At 41.5% G+C, this 23,783-nt stretch carries 20 protein-coding genes; 14 read left to right on the plus strand and 6 right to left on the minus strand.

The window, feature by feature from the left end:
• Positions 1–30 precede the first annotated feature (30 nt).
• The 9 genes from AS141_RS12635 (at position 31) to AS141_RS12675 (ending at position 9,012) form a co-directional block, all read left to right on the plus strand.
• On the plus strand, positions 31–1,455 hold the full coding sequence (locus AS141_RS12635) for a purine-cytosine permease family protein (protein WP_057938029.1): 1,425 nt from the start codon (positions 31–33) through the stop codon (positions 1,453–1,455).
• Between the two features lie 2 nt (positions 1,456–1,457).
• Positions 1,458–1,646: a hypothetical protein gene (locus AS141_RS12640; RefSeq protein ID WP_057938030.1), complete on the plus strand. Its 189-nt coding sequence runs from the start codon at positions 1,458–1,460 to the stop codon at positions 1,644–1,646.
• A gap of 221 nt (positions 1,647–1,867) precedes the next feature.
• Entirely contained in the window at positions 1,868–3,145 is a 1,278-nt protein-coding gene (locus AS141_RS12645; protein WP_057938031.1) for a hypothetical protein, read from the plus strand.
• Between the two features lie 135 nt (positions 3,146–3,280).
• Positions 3,281–3,511, plus strand: coding sequence for a hypothetical protein (locus AS141_RS12650; RefSeq protein WP_057938032.1), 231 nt, complete (start codon positions 3,281–3,283; stop codon positions 3,509–3,511).
• 185 nt (positions 3,512–3,696) lie between these two features.
• Positions 3,697–4,908, plus strand: coding sequence for a hypothetical protein (locus AS141_RS12655; protein ID WP_057938033.1), 1,212 nt, complete (start codon positions 3,697–3,699; stop codon positions 4,906–4,908).
• A gap of 217 nt (positions 4,909–5,125) precedes the next feature.
• Positions 5,126–5,707 carry an RNA polymerase sigma-70 factor gene (locus tag AS141_RS12660; RefSeq protein ID WP_057938034.1) on the plus strand — a complete coding sequence of 194 codons (582 nt, stop codon included), beginning with the start codon at positions 5,126–5,128 and terminating at the stop codon, positions 5,705–5,707.
• A gap of 3 nt (positions 5,708–5,710) precedes the next feature.
• On the plus strand, positions 5,711–6,694 hold the full coding sequence (locus tag AS141_RS12665) for a FecR family protein (protein ID WP_057938035.1): 984 nt from the start codon (positions 5,711–5,713) through the stop codon (positions 6,692–6,694).
• A gap of 88 nt (positions 6,695–6,782) precedes the next feature.
• Positions 6,783–8,552: a peptidase associated/transthyretin-like domain-containing protein gene (locus tag AS141_RS12670; protein WP_057938036.1), complete on the plus strand. Its 1,770-nt coding sequence runs from the start codon at positions 6,783–6,785 to the stop codon at positions 8,550–8,552.
• A gap of 238 nt (positions 8,553–8,790) precedes the next feature.
• The gene (locus tag AS141_RS12675; RefSeq protein ID WP_057938037.1) at positions 8,791–9,012 is read left to right on the plus strand and encodes a hypothetical protein; all 222 of its coding nucleotides are present in this window, start codon (positions 8,791–8,793) and stop codon (positions 9,010–9,012) included.
• A 564-nt stretch (positions 9,013–9,576) separates the two neighbouring features.
• Here AS141_RS12675 and AS141_RS12680 read toward each other — a convergent pair.
• On the minus strand, positions 9,577–9,846 hold the full coding sequence (locus tag AS141_RS12680) for an ArdC-like ssDNA-binding domain-containing protein (RefSeq protein WP_057938038.1): 270 nt from the start codon (positions 9,844–9,846) through the stop codon (positions 9,577–9,579).
• Positions 9,847–10,892: 1,046 nt separating this feature from the next.
• Between AS141_RS12680 and AS141_RS12690 the strand changes: the two genes are divergently transcribed.
• Positions 10,893–11,105, plus strand: coding sequence for a hypothetical protein (locus AS141_RS12690; RefSeq protein WP_057938040.1), 213 nt, complete (start codon positions 10,893–10,895; stop codon positions 11,103–11,105).
• A 158-nt stretch (positions 11,106–11,263) separates the two neighbouring features.
• Positions 11,264–11,770 (plus strand): hypothetical protein, encoded by a 507-nt coding sequence (locus tag AS141_RS12695; RefSeq protein WP_057938041.1) that lies wholly within the window; start codon positions 11,264–11,266, stop codon positions 11,768–11,770.
• Between the two features lie 503 nt (positions 11,771–12,273).
• Here the strand turns inward: AS141_RS12695 and AS141_RS12700 are convergent.
• A complete protein-coding gene (locus tag AS141_RS12700) occupies positions 12,274–13,218 on the minus strand; it encodes a DUF4097 family beta strand repeat-containing protein (protein WP_057938042.1) in 945 nt (314 codons plus the stop codon).
• Between the two features lie 315 nt (positions 13,219–13,533).
• Here AS141_RS12700 and AS141_RS12705 point away from each other — a divergent pair, with 315 nt between their 5' ends.
• Entirely contained in the window at positions 13,534–13,851 is a 318-nt protein-coding gene (locus AS141_RS12705) for an antibiotic biosynthesis monooxygenase family protein (protein ID WP_057938043.1), read from the plus strand.
• A gap of 78 nt (positions 13,852–13,929) precedes the next feature.
• Here the strand turns inward: AS141_RS12705 and AS141_RS12710 are convergent, their stop codons facing one another.
• Complete coding sequence (locus AS141_RS12710; protein WP_057938044.1) at positions 13,930–14,502, minus strand: hypothetical protein; 573 nt, start codon at positions 14,500–14,502, stop codon at positions 13,930–13,932.
• Between the two features lie 131 nt (positions 14,503–14,633).
• On the opposite strand from AS141_RS12710, the gene AS141_RS12715 reads away from it, so the two are divergent.
• A complete protein-coding gene (locus AS141_RS12715; RefSeq protein WP_057938045.1) occupies positions 14,634–15,233 on the plus strand; it encodes a hypothetical protein in 600 nt (199 codons plus the stop codon).
• A gap of 4 nt (positions 15,234–15,237) precedes the next feature.
• On the plus strand, positions 15,238–16,302 hold the full coding sequence (locus AS141_RS12720; protein WP_057938046.1) for an alpha/beta hydrolase: 1,065 nt from the start codon (positions 15,238–15,240) through the stop codon (positions 16,300–16,302).
• Positions 16,303–16,445: 143 nt separating this feature from the next.
• On the opposite strand, the gene AS141_RS12725 is transcribed toward AS141_RS12720, so the two are convergent.
• The 3 genes from AS141_RS12725 to AS141_RS12735 all read right to left on the minus strand — a co-directional run bounded on the left by AS141_RS12725 (position 16,446) and on the right by AS141_RS12735 (position 23,513).
• Positions 16,446–18,368, minus strand: a complete 1,923-nt coding sequence (locus AS141_RS12725; protein ID WP_232424898.1) for a sialate O-acetylesterase — start codon at positions 18,366–18,368, stop codon at positions 16,446–16,448.
• Between the two features lie 77 nt (positions 18,369–18,445).
• Positions 18,446–20,227: a glycoside hydrolase family 9 protein gene (locus AS141_RS12730; RefSeq protein WP_232424899.1), complete on the minus strand. Its 1,782-nt coding sequence runs from the start codon at positions 20,225–20,227 to the stop codon at positions 18,446–18,448.
• Positions 20,228–20,234: 7 nt separating this feature from the next.
• The gene (locus AS141_RS12735) at positions 20,235–23,513 is read right to left on the minus strand and encodes a VCBS repeat-containing protein (RefSeq protein ID WP_198293543.1); all 3,279 of its coding nucleotides are present in this window, start codon (positions 23,511–23,513) and stop codon (positions 20,235–20,237) included.
• Positions 23,514–23,783 lie beyond the last annotated feature (270 nt).

Consider the following 23,783-nt stretch of genomic DNA (forward strand, 5'->3'; position numbering starts at 1 on the left):
TTTTGAATCCCAAGGCCCAAAAGAAAACCTATGACCGAAAAACAAAATCTCAAACAGCGGCTCGAAGCTGTCAATGAATACGAGCGGACTCCTATTCCAAAAAATAAACTGAAAGGCTGGAAAAGCTTCATCGGAACCTATGCTGGCGAACACACAGCAGGAACTGAATTTGTACTTGGTCCCCTATTCGTAGCTCATGGTGCATCAGCCGGAGATTTGGTAAGTGGTCTGATTGTCGGAAATATCTTAGCAATACTAAGCTGGGCTTTCTTTACAGGAAAAGTAGCGGTAAAGACTAGAGTAACACTTTATTATCAATTGGAAAAAATCGCGGGAAATAGATTCACCCTTATATACAATATTGTAAATGCAGCCCTCTTTTGCTTTTTAGCAGGATCTATGATAGCAGTTTCAGCTACCGCAGTTGGGATTCCCTTCAACCTTCAAATGCCTTCTTTGACTGACGTATATCCAAACAGTGTGGGCTGGATAATCACTGTTTTTGCAATAGGAGCAATCACTACCGTAGTGGCAATGTTTGGGTTCAACGTGATTTCCAAGTTCGCCAATATCGCCGCTCCCTGGATGATTATGGTCTTTATTGCGGCTGCAGTCGGTGTTCTACCCAGACTGGGAATTAACTCTTTTTCAGATTTTTGGCCAATCGCAGAATCCACTATCTGGAATGGGATTCCTTTGGAAGGCCAAAGTAAATTCACGTTCTGGCATATTATGTTCTTCTCATGGTTTTGCAATATGGGCATGCATATCGGCATGGCGGATATGTCAATCTTGCGCTATGCAAAAAAGTGGACATATGGATTTTCTACTACCGGAGGTGTATTTTTGGGACACTTTATAGCATGGATGGCATCGGGAATTCTCTATTCTCTTTTTCTATTGGAATCAAATGGAAGTTTGGTATTCGCCCCCGGCCCTATTGCATACGAAGCGGCAGGAATAGCTGGAGCAGTCTGCGTAGTGATCGCAGGTTGGACCACGGCCAATCCCACATTATATCGAGCCGGGCTCGCCATCCAATCCATCAATCCTAAATGGAAGACCTGGAAAGTGACGCTTTTCGTAGGTATAGTCACTACTATAGCAGCATGCTTCCCTGCTTTGGTGATGCAATTGCTGGAGTTCGTAGCACTTTACGGGCTGATCCTGATGCCTCTGGGAGCGGTGATTTTCCTGGATGTCTTTGTACTTCCAAAAATGGGACTGGCCAGCAACTACGCAGAGCTGACCAAATCACATTTCAACCCAGCAGTGGGAATCACTTGGGGAATCTCTCTTGTGTTCTGCCTGGGATTGAATATCTGGGGTGGAATTGAAATCTTTTTCCTTGGACTTCCAGGTTGGTTTGTAGCGGTATTTGTTTACTTGCTTGCTTCCAAAGCGCTTCAGAAAAAAACAGCAAATAGCTCTCCTACTATTCCTTTAACTTACTGATTATGTTAACTATACTTAAGATTATATCATTTATCGGTTTAGCTTTTACACTGGTACCTTCCTTTCTTGTTATGAAGGGAGTCATAGATCCTCAGCATTCTAAAATACTCATGTTGATTGGCACAATAGTCTGGTTTATCACTGCGTCATTTTGGATGAATAAGAAAGAAAATGAGGAGGAAGCCGGATAGGCTGCTATAGTCCCATAGTAAAAAGCAAGGCTTCTGGAGAAACAGCACAAGATCAGATACTGGAGCCGCTTGTAAAGGATAACATTAGTCTGCGATCTTTTCTGCGGAAAAAACCAAAACAGTGTCAAGCTTACCGAGAAGCAACAACAACATTGAATAATATAACCGTGCCCTTAGCGTAATCTTCACGGCCTTTTGCGTTTAAAAAAACATACCCAACAATGAAACTTACCCTAGATCAGATTCAAGATCAGAATCTATTAAAATTAACCGAGCACGCCAGAAGCTTTGAGTTCCTGGCGGAAAATCTGGACAAGAAAGGTTACCATGTAGAAACGCTCATTTCCAAAATTCAGGATTTGCAGATCGCAATTCCGAGTTGGGCACTTGGAACCGGTGGTACCCGCTTTGGAAGATTCTCCGCAGGTGGAGAACCTGCGACGCTGGTCCAGAAAATTCAGGATGTCGGCATCATTCATGCGCTCAATCAATCTAGCAATGCAGTATCCCTTCATATACCATGGGATATACCAACTGACTATCAATTAATTAAAGACACCGCCTCAGAAATAGGAATTGGATTCGACGCAGTCAATTCAAATACTTTTCAAGACCAAGCAAACCAGCAGAGCAGTTACAAATTCGGATCATTGGCCAACTCAGAAGCAGCTGTCCGTGAATTGGCGGTGGAGCATAATAAGCAAGTGATCGGTATTGGGGAGAAACTAGGTTCAAAAGCATTGACTGTATGGCTCGCGGATGGAAGCAGTTTTCCCGGGCAGCACAGCCTGAGAAAATCTTTGGAAAATACCCATTTGTCCCTTCAGGAAATTTATAAGGACATCCCCGAAGATTGGAAGCTGCTTATAGAATATAAGCCGTACGAACCTTACTTCTACAGTACAGTGATCCAGGATTGGGGAACGTCCTTTCTCCTGGCTAATAAGTTGGGCAAAAAGGCCTATACACTCGTGGATCTTGGACATCATTTACCAAATACGAATATCGAACAGATTGTAGCTACGCTGATGACTGAAGGAAAGTTGGGAGGATTTCATTTCAATGATTCCAAATATGGCGACGATGATTTAACTGTAGGAAGTATCAAACCCTATCAACTTTTCCTCATCTTCCAGGAGTTGGTAAAAGGATTTAATGAAACAAACAATCCACCACTTTCTTGGATGATAGATGCGAGCCATAACTTAAAAGATCCGATGGAAGATCTGATCCAGTCAGTTCAGGCAATTAAGCTCGCTTATGCACAAGCTCTTTTAGTGGATAGCACCTCATTGGAATCAGCTCAGGAAATCCATGATGTAACGGGGGCACAGGAGATTTTGCAAGATGCTTACCGGACAGATCTTCGTCCTTTGCTAGCTGAAGCCATACGAAGATCGGGCGGGGCAATTGATCCAATTAGATCCTTTAGAAACCTTAAAGTAAGAGAGTCGCTGATCGATGAAAGAGGCTTAAAATCAGTTGCTTCTGGTTTGTAAATTCTTTACACCAACAAATACCTAAGGCTGCATAGGAACATGCAGCCTTTTTTTTTGCGCAATTTTTTTTCCCTCCGCACTAGGGGTAGTATTCCAATAAGCTGTCTTTGATATGACACCAATAACAGGTCACTAATGAAAAAGTATAGCCAACTACGAAAAATCACACAAGTTTTCAGCGAGTACGGAATAGTATTGACCGGAGCACGAAAACACGACCACTTCATCTTCGATCTGCGAATGGATAAAATTTTCCTGAATGGATTGATTTACGAATTGGAATATGCGCTGGATAAAGAGCTCGAAGACCACAAAATACTAGGGGTGAATGCTCCCGCTCAGCTTATCGCTTTATTACTTGATTGATCTGCCCTAAAAAACCTTCATGAATTAGTACTTCGGGACAATCGCAGGGGTTAACACAACTAGAAAAAAACAGTAAATCCTGCTTCCTGAGAAGCAGGATAACAAGAGCATAAAAATTTCGCGTCAATCAGCAGCTATTTCCGCGAGGATCTGTCTGCGGTTAAAACATACTTTCAAACAAATCAATGAAAACTTTAGAATTAAAAATCACCTTTCTTTCCTTCCTATTCTTGGGAATAATCTCAGTTTCTTACGCCCAGGAGAAAAGTCCTGCCCACTTGGGGCTATTTTATCCTGTTTCTACCCATGGAACCACTGCGGCGGATTATACCAACGACTTCAGTCTTCACTTACTTACCGGACTGTCCGGTGGAGAAACAGGTGCTGCAATCTACGGATTGGCGGGCATTGTAAAAGGCAATGTGCATGGCGCACAGATTTCAGGTCTTTGGAACAGCGTTACCGGAAAAGTAACTGGAGTCCAAGTGGCAGGATTGTTAAACCAAAGCGCTGATGCAACACAGGCTGCACAAATCGCAGGTTTAAGCAATATCAATAGAGGAAATGCTGCTTTCCAGGCTTCTGGAATATTCAACAAGGCTACTATTGTAAATGGGGCTCAGATCGCAGGGATTTCAAACCTCGCGGATAGTATAGACGGAATTCAGGTGGCTGGAATTGCAAGTATAACCAATTATGTAAACGGTTTACAGGTAGCTGGAATAGCAAACATTTCCCCAGCTATAGTCGGGGCCCAGATTGCAGGGATTGCTTCTGTATCTAAAAATGTAGATGGAATCCAGATCTCCGGGATTTCCAATGTAGCTGACCGTGTGGAAGGAACACAGATTGCCGGACTTGTAAACCGGGCTAAAACTGTCAAAGGCCTTCAAATCGGCCTGATTAATATCGCCGATAGCGCTGACCTTACTATAGGCTTAATTAATATGGTAAAGAATGGGGACAAAAGGCTTGGATTGTCTATAGATGAGAACCTCAATGCTTTTCTCACATTTCGCTCCGGAGGGAAAAAGTTGTATGGGATTTTGGGTGTTGGAACAAACTTAGAGGTTGAAGGATTGCGTTATGGATTTGAAGGTGGATTAGGCCTGAATCTGTATGAAAGTAAGGTTTTCCGCTTCGACGTAGAAGGAGTAAACAAATACCTGACAGATTTTGAGGGAAACGATTTCTCAAAATTCAGTTTGCAATTACTTCCCGCTTTGAAGATTTCCGAGCGCATTCATCTTTTCGCGGGACCAAGCCTGAGTTACATGCATGCAAATGACCTTGAAGCAGTAGAAAGAACCGGATTGACAATTTGGGATGATACCTCAAGAGAAAATTACCAAGCTGTACTGCTTGGGTTTACTACGGGGCTCAATGTGAGATTTTAAGAAACTAGCAGGAGGGAGATTGAAGACCGAAGGAAAGGCAAACTGCCAACGGAAAAACAACCCTTACACTACAAAATACAATTAACGAAGGATGTTACCAATCTACTGCATCGCTCTCCCGGCTTTTTTTTGCTAATATTCCCATATTTTTACAAAGAGCGCTAAGGGTAAGGCACGCTCAGCTTGTCATACCACTGAAAGCATTACTAAATCGCAAGTGACAGAGATTTTACCACCCCCGTCAAGTACGTCTACGCTCGTCGATGAGCAAGCATTCGAAGTGGTCTTCAAAACTTATTTCAAGCCTTTGCATGCGTATGCAGGAGCACTATTGAAAGAGGCCGATACCGCAGAAGAAATTGTCCAAAGCGTATTTCTAAAGCTTTGGGAGAAGCGTGAATCCATCGAAATAAACAGTTCGCTGAAGGCATACCTTTACCGGGCTGTATATCATGACAGTCTGAACCATATCAAGCATCAGCAAGTGAAAAGAAAGCATTGGGAACATGCACATTATGAAATGACACAAGGTAAACCTGAGTTGGTTGGTCAGCAGATGGAAGGCCAGGAGAACGAACTTTATGGCCGATTTCAACTGGCATTGGAAAAACTCCCGGAGAAATGCCGGATGGTCTTTAACCTAAGCAGGTTTGAGGAGCTGAAATATCAGGAAATTGCGACCAGGTTAGGAATCTCTCTCAAGACGGTGGAAGCCCATATGGGAAAAGCATTGAAAACACTCCGGGTGGAACTGGCAGAATTTCTTCCTTTGCTGGTAATGTTGTTGATAAATCTATAAGCTATGGAAACCATGAACGAAGAAAAATTGATCAAATATTTACTTCAAGAAAGCGATTCTAGTGAGACCAAAGCTATTCAGGAATGGATTGAGAGTGATCCGGCTAATCAAAAGCAATTCGAGGAGATAAAATGGGTATGGGATTCCAGTAAGGAGATTTTAAGTAAGAGTGAGGTAGATGAGAATGCTGCCTGGAGGCGTTTCAAACTAGTTCGAGATGAAAAACAAGCTTCCAAGACGCAACAAAACCAGCGTTTTCTCCGAAGCAATTTCTTCAGGTCGGCAGCGGCAATTGCACTAATTTTCATTTCTGCATGGGTATACTCCACTTTCCTCCCGCAGTCTGGAAAAGCATATTTTGGCTCTGTTGAATTACGTTCAGCCAGTTCTCCGCTGGAAATCCCTTTGCTTGACGGTACCACCCTCACGCTGAACAAAAACACTTCGTTGAGCTATTCTCAACGGTTTTATTCCAACCAAAGAACAGTAAAACTGGATAAGGGTGAAGTATTCTTCGATGTGGCAAGGAACGAAAACAAACCCTTCATAGTCCAAAATCAAAAGGTGCAGATAACCGTTTTGGGAACAAGTTTTCATGTTAAAACCGATGGAAATTTCACTCAGGTGATTGTAGAAACGGGCGCTGTACAAGTAGAAATCAATGGAAAAAAAGAAATTCTAAAGCCTGCAGAAAAGTTGGTAATAAATCAGCAGACAGGAAGCATGGAAAAAGGCACTCCGGAGAATTCACTTTACAATTATTATGTAAGTAATAAATTTCAGGCTAACCGCACCCCTTTGGAAGATTTGGTGAAAATGCTCAATGAAGCATACGGTTCGAAGATAGAAATCAGAAGAGAAGAGCTGAAAAAACTCCCGATCACTACGACGCTGGAATATGGCTCATTGAATAAAAACCTCGACGTGATCAGAGAAACCCTGAATCTGAAAATCGTTCTAACCGATGGAAAAACTATCATTGAGTAAGCCTCTTCAGAATAAAGGACTATGGTTGTAAAATCATAGTCCTTACTTTATTAAATTGAATTCCAATTCCTGTTTTTATTTCTTAGCAATGCTGCGTACCAAAGTACTTTTTCAGGGCTCTCTCCTACTCATACTGTTTTTGATCAGTTCGGTCAGTGGGTTTTCTCAGATGATGTTGGAAAAAAAAGTTCGGATTACACGGACAGATGATCTCACACTTCGCCAAATGCTGGATACGCTATCCGCAGAAAATGATTTTTATTTTTCTTATGAAAGTACTCTTCTGCAATTGGACAACCCCCTGAAAGCAGAACAGTTTTCAGGATCGATTGGAGATTTTCTCATTCAAGAGCTAGGCGACGAATATGAATACAAGGAATTGCCTGGGTATATCATCATACGCTATGCTCCGGAAAAACTTGATCTCGAGGCTGAAATCGAAACAAGATTTAAAACAGTAACGGTCAAAGGCTACATAAAAAATACACGTACCAATGAAGGGGTAAGCCAGGCAAGTGTCTATGATAAACATAGCCTAGCTTCCACGCTGACAGATAAAAAAGGGTATTTCAAACTGAAGTACAAAAAATTTGATTCATCCATTTGGCTTACGCTGAGCAAAGAAAATTATAGAGACACTACCTTTTTGCTTTTGCCCACAGTAAGTATTGTGGCAGAGAAAGAAAACCGCAGGTTTAGGTATCTACCAGGAGACAGCACGACCAGGGAATTGGAAGATAGTTTTCTTGGGAGAATGTTCATTGGTTTTAGACAAAGGCTTCAGGGAATGAACGTTGGAAGCTTTTTTGCCGAAAGTCCAGTCCAAATGTCATTAACTCCGGGACTAAGCTCCAAGGGTATGTTCAGCAGTCAGACGATCAGTAATTTTTCCTTGAATTTAATCGGCGGATATACCGCAGGAATTGAGGGGATTGAAATAGCGGGTATTTTCAATATCAATAAGAGAGATGTCAAATCGGTACAAGTGGGAGGAATATTCAATATGGTGGGCGGAGGATCCAGCGGACTTCAGGTAGGCGGAATTTATAATTCAGTTTACAAAAGTGTAAATGGGCTGCAAATCGGAGGAATTTACAATCATGTCAGGGGTAATGTAAATGGGCTGCAGATCGGAGGAATAGGTAATCAAGTGAATAATAATGCTGATGTACAGATAGCTGGAATAGTCAATCACGCTAAGAAGTCAAACCATTTTCAGCTGGCCGGAATAGCAAATAATACCTCGAAATCTGCCGGATTTCAATTGGCCGGGATTTCTAATCTGGCAGCTGACACGGTAAATCATCAAATCGCTGCCATTGTCAACCGGGCAAAAAAAGTCAATGGGTTTCAATTTGCGCTGATCAATATTGCAAAAGAAAATGATTACCCAGTCGGGTTTTTAAACTTTATTAAGAACGGCGAAAAAAACCTGACTTTCGCCCTAGATGAATCAGGGTTCACCCATGTTGCTTTTCGGTCAGGCGGAAGAAAAATGTATGGCATCTTTGGTGCCGCCTACCAGCTTCGAGAAGTGGATACACCTTACGCATTTGAGCTAGGTATTGGTATTCACTTAGTGCCTGATCGTAAATTCTCACTGGATACAGAATTTGTGACTTTGACTGCCAGCGATTTCGCTTTTGTAAACAACCATATCCAATCATTCAGGTTATTGCCTGGGTTGAACGTGGGAAATCATTTCAGGATTTTTGCAGGCCCAAGCCTTAATTTTGCTTTTCTGGATCCCGGACAGGGAAACTTTACAGATGGCTGGAATATTCTGGAGAAAACCACTTCCAATGGAATTTATCGCAGTTATGGAGGGATTACAGGTGGGGTGCAAATGATTTTTTAAGCAACGCATATTGTTCATACAACAAACATTTACCCACAAAATCAGCAACAGAATGCATTTTTTAGTATTTATATGCGAGAACTAGTGAAAAGTGGTGATAGATGCGTACAAACACTTAATGAATTGGGGAATATAGGACTAGGACAGACGGGATAGGCTTTAAACTTTCCACAATAGGGCCTCCTCTCAATCCAAAGGAAAAAAGAAAACCTCCCATTAAGAGGGCTAGATCTGGGGAGTGAATAATACCGGTCAGCGATGGGCAATCAGCACCAAAGAGGCTATCGATGGAATCGAATCCGGACAGTGGGAACTGTTTGTTTTATCCAACACCAATGAAATTCCGGTGCGGATCAAACGGAGAGAAAATCAACCTCCAATATTGATAACACAGGGGGGCGGATACCTTCATCACCTGCTGGAAGACCTGCCGGAAATCAATTCGGAGGAAATTCTTTAAAATTCAACAGAACGTTATTCTACAAAAATTAAATTCAGTTTGGAATTTAAATATTTCGTTGAAGCACACGCACTAGCTTTCCTGAATATTGAGTTCTACTAGCAGTGTATTCAGGTATATTCCGCTAAAACCTGAGTTGATAAAATCATTTCTGCCAAAATTTTCAATCCTCGAACTACTGCTCTACCCAATAGATGATGCACTTGAATATGCAATTGGATGAAGTTACCAATAGCTACCGGACACTTAGCCAATAATCCTCAATTTACCCTCCGTATGTTCCAAAAAGGCGTTGCTTTGTTCCAACAATGCTTGCATACAAATATTTTCTATGATAGTAAAAATCAATTTTCACAAATACTTTCCATTACAAGTGCTCTGATTACCGAATTAGACAAATATTTTCTAATATGATTATTCAAATTGAAAATATTTTCTATTAGAAATAAATCCTCTAGAAGATGAACTAAGACGTCCTATCTGTGAAAACCTTCAGAAGTTTCAAACACCAAACAATTCAAAGTCGTCTAAAAAATCAACTTTGGGTAGACTACTTATAAGAGACTACCTCAGGTAGTAGGGATACTGATGTCCACAGGATAGTAAAAGCCAAAGGTTGATCCCCTTGTAAGGCTTTCTCGTCAGGTAATTGGAGGGTAATCCCATCTCATGCCATGTCTGTTTCCAAGGAATCACCCCCTGCTCCAGTTTCTCAATGATCAGATTAGTAAACTTCTGATAGATATCCGATGATCCTAAGTAGGGTTTGCTGAAAAAAGTCTGAGGTATTCCAAATGCAAGGTGGCCGATTGAAAATGTATCCTTGTACCACAAATGGGGCTAACGTAGAAGATGGTATGGCTGAGCCTTGCTTAAAAATCCTGATTTTGAAATTTTCTTATGCATGGATAAAGACCTATTGTCGTCCATAAGCTTGCACCTGCTGAAAGACCGTTCGCATGAAAATGGGCTAATCATTCAAAATGATGGCTTTTGATCTACTAATGGCGTTTTTCAGCATGCTCTACTTAAAGAAAATCTACCTTTGGCAACAAGTCTTTTGACAATAGATGTTACAGCAAATGATATTGAGCCTGAACTAAGAATAAAATATAAGGATGATAGTACTACAGGTGGGGTACAAATGATTTTTTAAGCATCCAGGGAAGTACATACATTCCGGTTCAAGTCTTATAACCTGAACCTAGATCAGTGCAGTCTTCAGACTGATCTGCCAGTCATTCATTGAGGTAAATTTCCACTAGGGGAAGGAGCGTGTATAGTAGTTCTAGCTTCTGGAGAAGCAGGATAACATAGGGCAGAAAAATAAATGTTGAATAACACTAAACTTCGTCCGCGTAAACCTCCACGTTCCCTCAGTTCAATGAACTGCTCACTTTTCCATTGATCTGACTGAAATTAAACTTCCCGCTTGAGCCCACTGCGTTTATATTTCCCTCAAGATCTGAGATAGTAGCATTACCCGAAAAGATTTCCAACTCAACATTCCCTACAAGGTGAGTGGCGTTAATTTTGCCAGAGCTCAACTCCAAATCAATGAGTGGTGCACTGACATTAGCCAATTCCAAATTGCCCTAGCCCCCAAAAGAGGGAATATCGAATTTTTCTCTTCGAGATTTGCGGTTGCTGGCGGGTTTGTGTACTATATTGGAAATAAGTTAATTTGGTTTCAAATCTAAAATCACCAAAAGGTGTTGCCCCCTTGATTTCAAGAGATGAGAAATACTTTATAACGAGAATTTAACTGAAACGTCCCAAAACAACCTTTAGATTTATAGCGCCTATACCAAATCCATGCGTTGATTCCTAATAAAATATGTAAATTTGTCATCAATAAAGTATAAATAAATTCAACTATCATGGAAAGTAAGATAAAAGAGGAGGTCTTTCTAAAGAAAGGAAAAATGAAAAAAGATCTTTGTTATATGACTGCAGCTGAAAGGGTGGCGTGGAAAGAAAAAATGGGTAAAGAAATCCGCTCCCACTTGTTTTCTATTGGCCAACCATTGGTTTATCGAAAGAATGGACAAATGATTGCGGAATATGCCGATGGGCACATCGAAAAGGTTTAAAATTGGCTAAAATTTTTATCATATCAGGTCCTCCTGGAATTGGCAAAAGTACGTCAGGCTCTTATTTTGTTCCAGAAAACTTAAATATTATTGACCCTGACCAAATTGCTCAACGCTATCGTGAACAAGGATTCTAAGATTATAAGGATATTGGAAATTTGAAATTCAGCGACCTTATAAAAAGAGAATTAATTTCTGGAAGGGATTTTGGCGTGGAGCTTAATCTCGGCTTCCAAAGTCATTATGACTTTCTAAAGTCCATAAAAAGCTTTAACCCTAATAATTCTGTTGAAGTAGTTCTTTTTCATACTGATGATATTTCACTATGTCTTGACAGAGCCAAGACCAGACATGAGCAGGGTCTTCATCTTGTTCCTCCAGAAACTATACAGGAGATGTATGATAATACCATTCCATTACTTAAAGAAAATCTACATTTGACAACAAGTCTTTTGGCAATAGATGTTACAGCAAATGATATTGAGCCTGAACTAAGAATAAAATATAAGGATGATAGTACCAAACTCGAAGTCTTCGGGAGACAATCTATATGGATTGAAAAAGAATTAATACCCATTCTCCAGCTTGCTATTAAACAACGTTTAGAACTATCCCCAAACGAAACCAAAAAGGTTCCTAAACATCGTCGTGGCCCTAAGCTGTAACACATTGCTATTTTCGTAACCTACCTTTTAAATGAAAAGTTTTACCTCTTCAAGACGAAAATCTTTCTAAGTTCAGTTCGGGGATTTTGCCACGTTCTATTCCAAGAAGACCTAAACAATCTGTATCCTTTAATGAAGAAAAGAACACGCCATCCTTAGCATGACAATTAAAGAATGATGGTTTTTTCCACCCTTCATTTCAAAAGTAGCCCCCATCGAATTCGAATTTAATGGAAGGCATACATTCCGGTTCAAGTCTTATAACCTGAACCTAGATTAGTGCAGTCCTCAGACTGATCTGCCAGTCATTCATTGAGGTAAATTTCCTCTAGGGGAATAAGAATGTATAGTAGTTCTAGCTTCTGGAGGAGCAGGATAACATAGGGCAGAAAAATAAAGGTAGAATAACACTAAACATCGTCCGCGTAAACCTCCACGTTCCCTGTGATTAAACTTAAAAACCCGGCCAAAGCCGGGTTTCGGGTGATGTGAGCAACTCTTCACTAATTCCTTATTTGGATGTTGCCACTGGAGACAACACCTGACACGGTATAAGGAGAACCGTTATTGATCTTTAAGGAGCCAGAAGAAGTACTTTCTCCTACTCTTAGATTTCCACTGGATGATTTTAAATCATAGTTGAAATCATCCAAATTGGAATCTGTCTGTATATCAAAATTACCCGAGGAACTTTCCAACCGCGTATTAGGTCCTAAGTAAGAATCTTCAACTGTATAGTTACCAGAAGATATTTTCAATTTCCCAATTTCTTTGACACCGCTCAAGACGCCGTTACCTGAGTTCAATGAACTGCTCACTTTTCCATTGATCTGACTGAAATTAAACTTCCCGCTTGAGCCCACTGCGTTTATATTTCCCTCAAGATCTGAGATAGTAGCATTACCCGAAGAGATTTCCAACTCAACATTCCCTACAAGGTGAGTGGCGTTAATTTTGCCAGAGCTCAACTCCAAATCAATGAGTGGCGCACTGACATTAGCCAATTCCAAATTGCCCGAGCCCCCGTCGAATTCAAATTCCTGGGAAGAAACATTTGTAATTAGGATATTTCCCGAACCGGCGTCTAAATCAATATTCATCAACTCTGGACCTGAAAGATTTAAATAGCCCCGATTGTTTCCTGCTCCAATGCCGCTTCTTTCCACTTCAATGATCAGCTTATCCTGATCCACCCGATACTCAATAGAATAATTTCCTGGTCTGCTGGATTCCAAAGAACCAAGAAGCTGAACTGATTCAGCATTTTCATTTCCCTGATAGGTCACATCTAGAAATGAGGACTCTATTTCAATAGAAGTAATTCCAGAAAATTCTTCATTAATTGACTGGACTAACTCAAGGTCCGTATCGCAAGATGTCAAAGAAGATAAAGCTAAACCCAATGTAAATAAAGCTAATAATCGAAATTTAATTTGTTTAGTTTTCATAAACAGGTAGTCTTTTAAAATAAAATAATGGTTTTTAACATTAACTAGTCTGCTTGCATACAACTATACGTTGATCCAAATGCCTCTGTTTCCCACGTTCAAATTACTTGATCTAGATCAATCCGAAATAAACAATCAACCATTCATTTTGGGCTTGAAATGGTAAACTCATTTTTTGTCCCATGGTTTGATCATTAACTTTACAATTCCTGATTTCTAAGAGTCAAATCACTAGGCGCAGATTTTCAAATCACCTTTGGCAGACAAAGCTTAGACAGGTAACTTTATATTTACCCTTAGTTAAAATCTGTAAAAATGATAGCAGACACTCCCGCCCCTCCTTATTATGCAGTGATTTTTTCGAATATCAGAACCGAAATAGAAGAAGGCTATGCAGCAACTTCTCTGGAAATGCTAAGGTTAGCAGAAACTCAGAAAGGGTATTTGGGGCATGAAAGTGTAAGAGAGCAATTGGGAATTACCATAAGTTACTGGGAAAGCCTGGATGCGATACGCAATTGGAAACAACAGACTGATCACCTCCTAGCCCAAAGAATGGGACAAAAAAAATGGTATTCAGCTTACAAAACACGAATTTGTTTGGTAGAGCGGGACTATGGATTTGAGAAGTAATAAAGGGCCTTAGCACTATAGAATAAACAAACTATCTGCTAAAGCCCTTATAATCTATAATTGAGCCGCTTTAAACTACTAAAAAGCATATCCCAGTCCGATTCCGGCATATAACGGCCAGAACCCATTGTTGTTGAAAATAGGGTTCAAATTGACTTTCCACATAAAACCACCGTCGGAAGGCATTCTTCGATAGCCGAAGTTCAACACGCCCATCACGGACGGAGAACCATCTATATCCAAAATGAAACTGGTTCCAGAATTGCTTTCACTATGGGAGTCGCAGATATAATTGCCATTTTGATCATAATAGCAATTCTGATAGGTATAATCCTCGTTATCGAAAGCCAGGAAAGTCGCACCAAAGCCCACTTCAAAAAAATGATTTCCCTTGCCGTATAGTTTATTCACCATCACAGGAAGAGAGAAGAATGAATCCCCTTCTAAGGCATAGCCACTAAAACCAACTCTCATGCCCCAAGAATCCCGTTTTTCCTTATCAAATCGAAAATCATAATTAAAACTATAAGGTAAACCCACTCCCCCCAACTCCACATAAATTGCCTGGGTAGCCACTTTATTTTCTGCTTCCTGCCCTATTGCAAATTGACTTGACAATAGCAAAAGAAATCCGAGTACAATACACTTCATCTATACAGTTGTTTAAGATTTATTAATACGAATTAACGCAATTCACCGCAATAAGGGGCTTAGATTTGACTAAATTATATTGTTTAATCACTAAATTTCCCGAATCATAAAATAGGCAGCCTTTTAACTTTATGAATAAATTTTTAAAAACCAAGAGCGTAAAAATGACTGCGGCAATTTTATCTGCCTACCTGTCTATGTTGGTTTTTGTGGCTTGTGTGGATGATCCTCAAATAAATCCTTTCGGTGAATGTGGAGGACCTTCCAATGTAAATGCTACCGATGTATCACTAGTTTATGAGCCGTACAAAAACAATCAGTTTGCGGTCGAAACCGATACAGTTAAACTTGAAGAGTTCAATGTCTATCTAAAAATTGCTTCCGAAACTATTGCACATGCCCCCTCTACAGGCAGTTTCCCTGGAGTGGCATACGCACTGTCCTGTGCTCCGAATTTAAATTTTCAAAATATCACAGGCATATCGATGACACTACTTGCGCCTTATGGGGACAAAGAGGCCGGTACAGATATTTCGAGTCTGGTAAAAACACATGATGACATCAAACTGTCCGATTTACGTGATTTCACTGGATCTACGGGGCAATATAGGCTTTCGGTTGATTTGCAGCCTGAAAACAAATCCCAATTAAAAACCAAGACCGTTTTGAAACTAAAAAATGGTTCAGAGAAAATTTTTGAATCCTCCTCACCCGTGCTTTTAACCAACTGATTTTATGCTAAGAAAAATACTACTGGGCGTATTTGCCACTGCAATGGTTCTTGCCATCGTATATATGTTGGGTCCTAAGCTGAAGCATGAGGAATTAACGATTGAATTCCCTGAAGTACCTACCCGGATATCCGAATTGCAAAACTACCTGGCTCAAAGAGAAGATTCTGTAATTGGCCTCAAACCGGGCAATGAAGCTTATATTGTGTGGGCGGATAGTTTAAACAAGCGTAAGACTCCTTATTCAATTGTCTATATTCATGGTTTTGGTGCCAGTCCCATGGAGGGAGATCCTGTTCACAGATTTCTTGCTGCCCATTTTGGAGCCAATCTTTTTGTAACCCGACTCCCAGAGCATGGTATTAAGCGGGAAAACGGCATGGAATACATGAGCGCCCAGGCATTGGCAAATGCTGCCGGGGAAGCATATCAAATAGGAAAAAGTCTTGGTGATGAGGTAATTGTAGTCGGCACCTCCATGGGTGGCGCATTGACTTTACTATTGGCAAGCCAGCAGCCAGACATCAAAGCCATAGCTGTTTATTCCCCCGCGATCAGGGATTACCAGGAACAGCTATCAGCGATCTTCAATCCTTGGGCACAAAAAATCATGGAGAAGACAGCGATGAAAAAGTTGACTTATCAAAAGCGCGAAGGTGACAAAGCACTGTATTGGTCTGAATACTATAATATTAATGGGTATAAAAGCCTTGCAGTCATCATGTACAGCAACATGAACGAAGCTACTTTCAAAAAAATCAATCAACCCTTATTCTTAGGATACTATTACAAAGACAATGAAGCTCAGGACATGGTAGTGTCTGTACCCAAAATGAAAGAAATGTATGAACAGGTATCTACACCTGCATCAATGAAGCGGGAAAAAGCATTTCCAAATTCAGGCGACCATGTGATAGGAAGTTCCATCACTTCCGGTGATTGGGAAGGAGTGCTATTCAGTACAATTGATTTCTTGGAAAATGTAGTGAACATTCCCCCTAAACCTGAATTTCAGGAAAAGATAGATGAGATGCTGGAAACCCAGGATTTAATGGAAAAAATCAAGTAACAAATGAAATCGAGCATGACTCCAGCGTCACACACTGGGATGATTATAATGCATGCGAGATTCCATATGACCGCTGAGAAATAAATAATAAACACATGAAAAAGACCAAGATTAAATCATTTGGTCTTTTTCATTCTATTTCTTTATTCAAATTTCTTCCTGAAAGGTACGGTAGGAAGATCCAGGTTATTCACCAGATTCACCTCAGGATTGTCAGCCCAGGCATAACGGATCTCACCGGCTTCCACTCCCTGCGGAAGTGTGATTTTCACAGATTCTTTATCGTAAATGAAGGCTTCTACTTGTTGAAAATCCCCGTTTTCTTTGGCTGCAATGAATCCCTTCACCGCATCGCCTTCTGTTAGTTTCAAACCTTCACCTACTGAACTGAATTTGACAATCAATTCATTCCCCTTTCTTGACAGTGAGTCAAAACGCGGCCCAGAGGCAACATTCTTTTCACCATATGCCACTTTCCTTGCCTGTAACCAAAGTCTTTCACCTACATCCTTTTTATTTTTTGGATGGATATCATCGGCTTCGCCTATATCGATGATCGTGGCCATTCCCGTATTTGGAAGTTCCAAAGTCTGGGCCTGCGCTTCTCTTAGGAATGCCCAGTTACTTTCTGGCTGCACTTCTTTTCTCTCCATGAAATTGGCTAGCTGCACAAACAGGAACGGAAAATCGCCCAATCCCCACTTCTCTCTCCAGTTGGTAATCATGGCTGAAAAAAGCGCTTTATATTCACCATGACGACCCGCATTACTTTCTCCCTGATACCAGATCACTCCCTTGATCGTATAAGTTGTAATCGGAACAATCATGGCATTGTACATCATTCCAGGCATCCAATTATACCATTCTACTTTTGGAAGATGTGGCTCTACTGTTGAATTGGAATAGGACCATGTCCCCTCCAGTGAAATTTTCTCACCTGACTGTAGCAGGTACATTTCTCCCTTCTGTCCTATTCTCGGTTGATTATTCCAGGTATTGATAGCGCGTACAGTTAAGACATTCGTCCCTTTAGCTAACATGTCAGCAGGGATTTCTATTTCCGGCACCGCAATTCCCCAGTCTTTGTAATGGAGCAATTTTCCATTCAGATACACGTAAGCCATCTGATCAATATAGGGCAAATGAAGCATGAGGTTATCAACATTGGAAAGGGTAAACTTCTTACGGGCCCAGGCGATGTGCTCCAAAGGATTTGCTCCGGGCAAGTTGACTTTTCTCCAGCTGGAATCATCATAAGAAACCGAAGCCACATTCAAAGCTGTAAGAGAATCCGGCCTGCTGACCATAGAATCACGCCTGTGGCGGTTTGCATCATTCTCTTTTAGCTTAGCATCCCAACTTTCATTGTTTTCAATGACATCCTTTGCCTGCTCATTAAATGATCCCTCCATTTCTGCCAGAATCTCCACGTCAGTCCAACCCTCGACGGGAGTTCCTCCCCAATTGGATTCTATAATCCCTACCGGCACTTTCTTTTCCAGGTTATTCCGCTTCGCAAAAAACCAAGCTACCGCCGAAAAATCCTTCATATTCACTGAATCAGCTACTTTCCACGCTCCTCCTACCACATCATCAAGCTCCACCGCACTATAAGAATTTGGAATCTTAAAAAAGCGGATCTGAGTGTTTCCTCCTTCCGAATATTCCTTTTCAGCTCCAATTACCTGAGATTTCAGCGTCCATTCCATATTGGATTGCCCCCCTGCCACCCACACATCGCCTACATAGACATCATTGATTTTTTGTTGATTTACCTCCAACACAAAAGGACCTCCAGCAGGCAATTTGGGTAACTCTAAAATCCATGTACTATCTGATTCCACAGTCCCACTTGTGATCGCGCCAGCCAAGCTCACCCGCACATTTTCACCCGGAATTCCTTTTCCCCATACTGAAATAGACGCTTCCCGCTGTACGACCATTCCATCTCCAAAGAGTTTGGGCAAAAAAACCTGAGAATCAAATTTTGAAGACCCACAGGAAAAAATGAGTAAAAGGACTAACAACTTCAAGGTATTTCTCATAGAGCTTATAATTTCTTTCATGAATTTGCTTAAAAAATCTGAGACATCTAAACTAAATTCAAGTGAAGCGTAGCCCCTGACCAATTTCCTGGATTTTATCACTTGATAGCTTCCAGGGAATTGGTTAAATAGGCAAAAGGAGCATTCCAGTTAATAGCTATTTCATTGGATGCATAGCTGCAGTTTTCGTCAGTGTAAGACTCGTCTGCAAAGGAACTGATATAGGTACAGCCATCCTGTTGTCCAGGATTTGGGCCTCCCACTAGGAAACCGGGTAAGGGTGGCAAATCTGGTCGTGACTCAGCTAACCTGTGGTGCGGATGGAGCGGTGTTTTGCTTCCAAAACCCGTGACATAGGAATACCCCGTAGCATTTCTCCCCAAAAGATAATCCAGATTGTCCAGGGCTCCTTCAAGAAAAACAGGCTCATTAGTTTGCCTGTAAGCATATAATAAAAGCATTCCCTGATTGGCGGCTACAGCATTGGATCCCCAAATGAAATTGCCCACCTCTGTCTCCATAGGGGTATGGAAACCAGTTGCGTCAATTCCTTCAAGTTGGTTTCTCGCTGCCGCAAGAAGATTTATTTTGAGCATAGCCATCCATTCCTGAGGCAACAAGGTGATGTTATCCTGATGCCGGAGTAAGGAATAGTATCCAAGCCAGGCGACTTGGTTCCACGAGGGGAGTTTAAAGCTTTGATCAGCATCAATCAATTCATCCCAATAGATCAAATTGTGCGTAGTAATGAACAATTCTGAGGCGGCCCAGATCCGTTCATCGGCAGGATTATGGTCCCCATAAGTGCCGGTAACCACGTCTGGATCAAAGACCATATTCATTTCATTTTGTTTGTAAAGAACATCGGGATTTTGCTTTGCCCAGCTCCAGGCTTTTTCTGCAGCTTTCAGATACATCACGGACTCTTCAGGTAAATAAGCTTTATAAATACGGGAAGCCTGGGCCATCACTGCAGCGAAATCTAACGTGGCCGTAGTGCTTTTGGCTACCACATACCTCTGGGATACAGCCAAATGCGGCTCAACCATGCCCTCAAATCTGGCAGTTGTGAGCTTATGGTATACCCCACCATCTCCCGGATCCTGCATGGTGATCATCCAATCCAGATTCCAGCGGATCTCGTCAAGCAAATCAGGAACCTGATCCCCTGATTCTGGAATGTTCAAATCAAGCTTCTGAAAGTAGCCAGGATGGTCTTCAAAAAGAGAAAGTAAGGTACCTACTGTGATTCCTGAATTCACGATATACTTATTGTAATCACCAGCATCATACCAACCTTTTGGAGAGGACAGCAATTCACCAACCTTTCTGGAATCCGATGATGCAGAAGGATGAACCATCACCTGATCGTCGGGATGTCCCAGCTGTCTGGCCCAGATCCCTGCGTGAGTTTTGTCCAATTCCATACCGGAACGCTGATAATAAAACGCTTTAATGCTGGCTTTTCCCAGTTTTTTGTGGATTTGCGGGTGAATCTCAAAAGGATGGGATTTTCCAACCCCATTTAAAACTAGTACGTAGTTTCCAACCTGACTGAACGCGGAGAAATCAGCAACCCTGGAAGTATGTCCAGAAAGTGTTCCGGTTACTTCTTTCGACAATTCCCCTTGGTACACGATGTCCTTATTGTCCAAATCCCAGACCGCAAAATCCTCTGCTTCCCCGTGATTTAATATCACGGCTCTTTTATCCTGATCAGGATAAAAACCTAGCTGGTTCAATCGGATAGATTCATCTACAGGCAAACTTTCATCCACCATCGGAGCCTTGCAAGACCACAGTATTATCAGCAAACTGAAGGTAAGAATATACGTATACCTCATTTCATTTACCAAATTGATATTCAATTTCTTAATCACAATTAATTCAATTAACCCCGTATTTAATGACACCTGTATTTGGCACTCCTATCCAGACATTTTTTTCAATAGAAACGGCACTGCTGACATTGGAGCTGACATAACCTAGCCTTTGATCTAGCATAGTAACTTCCCAGTTTCCGTCTTCTTTCCTACGCAAGACCCATCCTGGATTAGCATCAATTTTGCCGATTTTCAGCCGTACGTTTTCCTGATTTCCGAAAAGCAATAGATCATATCCTTTAGATGATTTGATAGCAGTAACAGCCTGAATCGGCGAAGATTGCACCAGCATCGGTAAGGCTGTTTCCTCAAAAACACCGTTCTTCAGGGTATACATTTTAGTTTCCAGGGATTGGGCCTCGACTATTCTGGCTTTTTCTAGTTCTTTTTCGCCAAGGATATCCTGGATTTTGGCTTTTGAAAATGCTTCATGGCTTGGGAAAAGCACTTTCTTTTTGTACAGCTGGGCAGCCAGCTCGTCGCGGGAAAAGAAAGGATACTCCTCTCCCATCACAGGAAAAGTCATCAACGGGTCTACAGACCCATTGCTGTCAAAATCCTCAAAATATATCCGAACCGGATTTTGCGTATCAGTTTGGAGCCTGGAATTCAAACCCCAATTCCCTGCTAACAACTCTGGTTTGCCATCGCCATCTAAATCTTGTATGAACACTGCTGACCAAAGCCCTGACTTTCCTCCAGGTATAAACTGTTCTGAACGATCTACTATTTTTCCTTCTTTAAGTGTAAGGATTCGAATTCTATCAAACTCAGAGGCAACGATTAATTCCTTGAGCCCATCCTGATCAAGATCATAGCTTTGCGCTGCTTTGACTCTGGCTATTTTCTCCAAGGAAATGGGAGAAAAAGTACCGTCACCACCATTTATCCAAACCTGACTGGCAACAGATTCCGGCCATCTTCCCGGAATATATCCTGAGCCTACAAAAAGATCATCCAATCCATCGCCATTTGCATCCCAGCTAGTGACAAACTCAGTAGGTTGAATTCCGAAGTCAAACTTGGATTCGGCAAAGACTCCATTTCCTTCATTGATCAAAAGCAAATCCCGCTGTCTGACATCTTCCTTTTCCAAGTCGAAATACCCCCCTTTTGCCACATAAAGATCCAAATCCGAATCCCCGTCTGCATCCAAAGCAGTGACCGAAGTAATTAAATGAGAATCTGAACTATAGATTTGATCGCGTTTGTTGCCATCAGGTGATTGTAAAAAGAGTTTTGTTCCGTCCGAAAAAATCAGGTCAGTCTTGTTATCACCAGTAAGTTCGGCCGCTACCATAGAAACCTTATGCTGGGAAAGGCTGTATAGCAACTGACTTTGGCGCTTGAAATCATTGGGAAGTTTTTCTTCGTTCCCGATAGCATATACTTGATGCTGCCTGTGGATAGGATAAGCAAAATTGTCGTAGACTGTTTCTTCAACTGCTTCAGCTTCTGACACATCGAGTATCTGATTGGCTTGTGGACTCTTGATTCGGCTTATTTTTTTGTTTTTCCAACGCACTTCAACCGAATCTACTTTTCCTTCTCCCAAACCAAAATGCAAGATCGCGCTTACATTGCCCTGATAGCCTTTGTAAATCTGCTGCTCTTGATAGCTCAGTTTGCCGTTTTGGTATACACTTACCTTGGCACCGACTCCATCAGGATTTCCTTCCAAACCTCTCAGGCGGATCTGAAAGTAAGTTGAATTTAGGGATTCTGACCTGCGGTTTTTAAAAACCTGAGCTGGTTCATTTAGGTTATTCAGTACCAAATCCAGATCTCCGTCCTGATCCAGATCTGCGTAAACAGCTCCATTGGAATTGCCGGGCACGCCCAGGCCCCAGTTTTCAGATCGATTTTCAAATTGGATTCCGTTGATGTTTTTGAAAGCATAATTACCAACTTTAGTTGCCGGCATTTTTTTGATCAGTTCATTGATCCCTTCTCCAGTGACCTTGGAGTTTTGAAGGAACTCATTTCGGTAGTTGATAAAATCCAGATTTGTGAAATCCTTCAAAAAACCATTGCTGACAAAAAGATCTGTATAGCCATCGTTGTCAAAATCTGCGAATAAAGGCGCCCAACTCCAATCTGTAGCACTGATTTCTGCAAGTTGACCAATCTCTGAAAAAGTACCATCACCCCTATTCAGCTGCAACATATTACGCATCAGCTGATGGTGAAGGCCTGCCTTGAGAAATAGGGAATAATGCTCGTAATTCTCAGGAGTGAAAAGCAGCTTTTGACGCATATTATCCTCGGGAAGCATATCCAGACTGACAATATCCAACTTGCCATCTCTATTGATATCGGCAGCGTCCACTCCCATAGTATACAGACTGGTATGGCCCATCGCCTCTCCAATTCCGTTGACAAAGGTGCCGTTTCCCTGATTGATATAGAAGTAATCTGGTGCGGAGTAATCGTTTCCCAGGTATATATCGGGAAAAGCATCTCCATTGAAATCAGCTATGGAAGCTCCCAAACCGTAGCTCAAACCAGTTTCGCTCAGGCCGGATTCCTTGGTGGCATTTCTGAAAACGCCATTATCGTTTTTATAAATTTTTGTGCTGCTCATCGAATCAGTTGCGCTTAGCATTGCTTCGAAAGCATTGATATTCAGATTGCTGAAAAGCCTGGGATTGTGATTCAGCAGTAGCATATCCAAGTCTGCGTCTTGATCCAGGTCGGAGAAATAAACTGCGGTACTGTAACCGGGATCATCCAGCCCATAATCCGCTGCCATTTCCTTGAAAAACGGAATACTATCTTTATCCAATCCCTGATTTACAAACAACTGATTCCTTCGCTGCCCATCTGGCAAATCCCCAGAATAGCATACATAAATATCCTTAAACCCATCTCCGTTGATGTCAACGATGGCTGTGCCCGTACTCCAGGCATTATCCTTTCCGGCAGTTCCTGTTGCCAGGGTTATGTCCCGGAATTTCAGATTCCCCTGATTCAAAAAAAGTTTGTTTTTGCCCTGGTTTGCAGTAAAATAAAGGTCTTCCAACCCGTCATTATTTAGATCTCCTACGGCTATTCCACCTCCATTATAAAAGTATTGATAGGTCAGAATATTGGCAGCCTCAGTTTCTTGGATCTGGTTGGTAAAGGTGAGCTTGGTGGAGTCTGGGCTCAGCAATTCAAAAAGAGTCTGCGGTAGTACTTCTTCTTTTTGCCCGCAGGCGAAGAATAATAATCCTGCTCCAGACAGAAGGATCTGGAGTAGTCCTGATAAGCTATACTTCTTAACTATATGTCGGGGGTTCAAGCTCAATGTTTGGTTAAAATTTCGTGATTTCCCTCAGTGATTTTTTTCTCTGGTCAGCAGGTTAGAGAACAATTCAGCTAGCTTTTGGAGTTGTCTACATCATTCTTTATTTCAATTCAAATTCACCGTACTACAAGAGAATTAACTAGCTACGCTCACCTGCGAAACCTTAGTGCCTCCTAGAGTCAAAGAAAAGAAACCCACCAGGGTCTAGAAAAAATCTCCGAGGCAAAACCCTTCGCCCCGGAGATTGAATTAATAAACCTCTTA

It is taken from the genome of Algoriphagus resistens, assembly GCF_001442615.1.
GTDB lineage: Bacteria > Bacteroidota > Bacteroidia > Cytophagales > Cyclobacteriaceae > Algoriphagus > Algoriphagus resistens.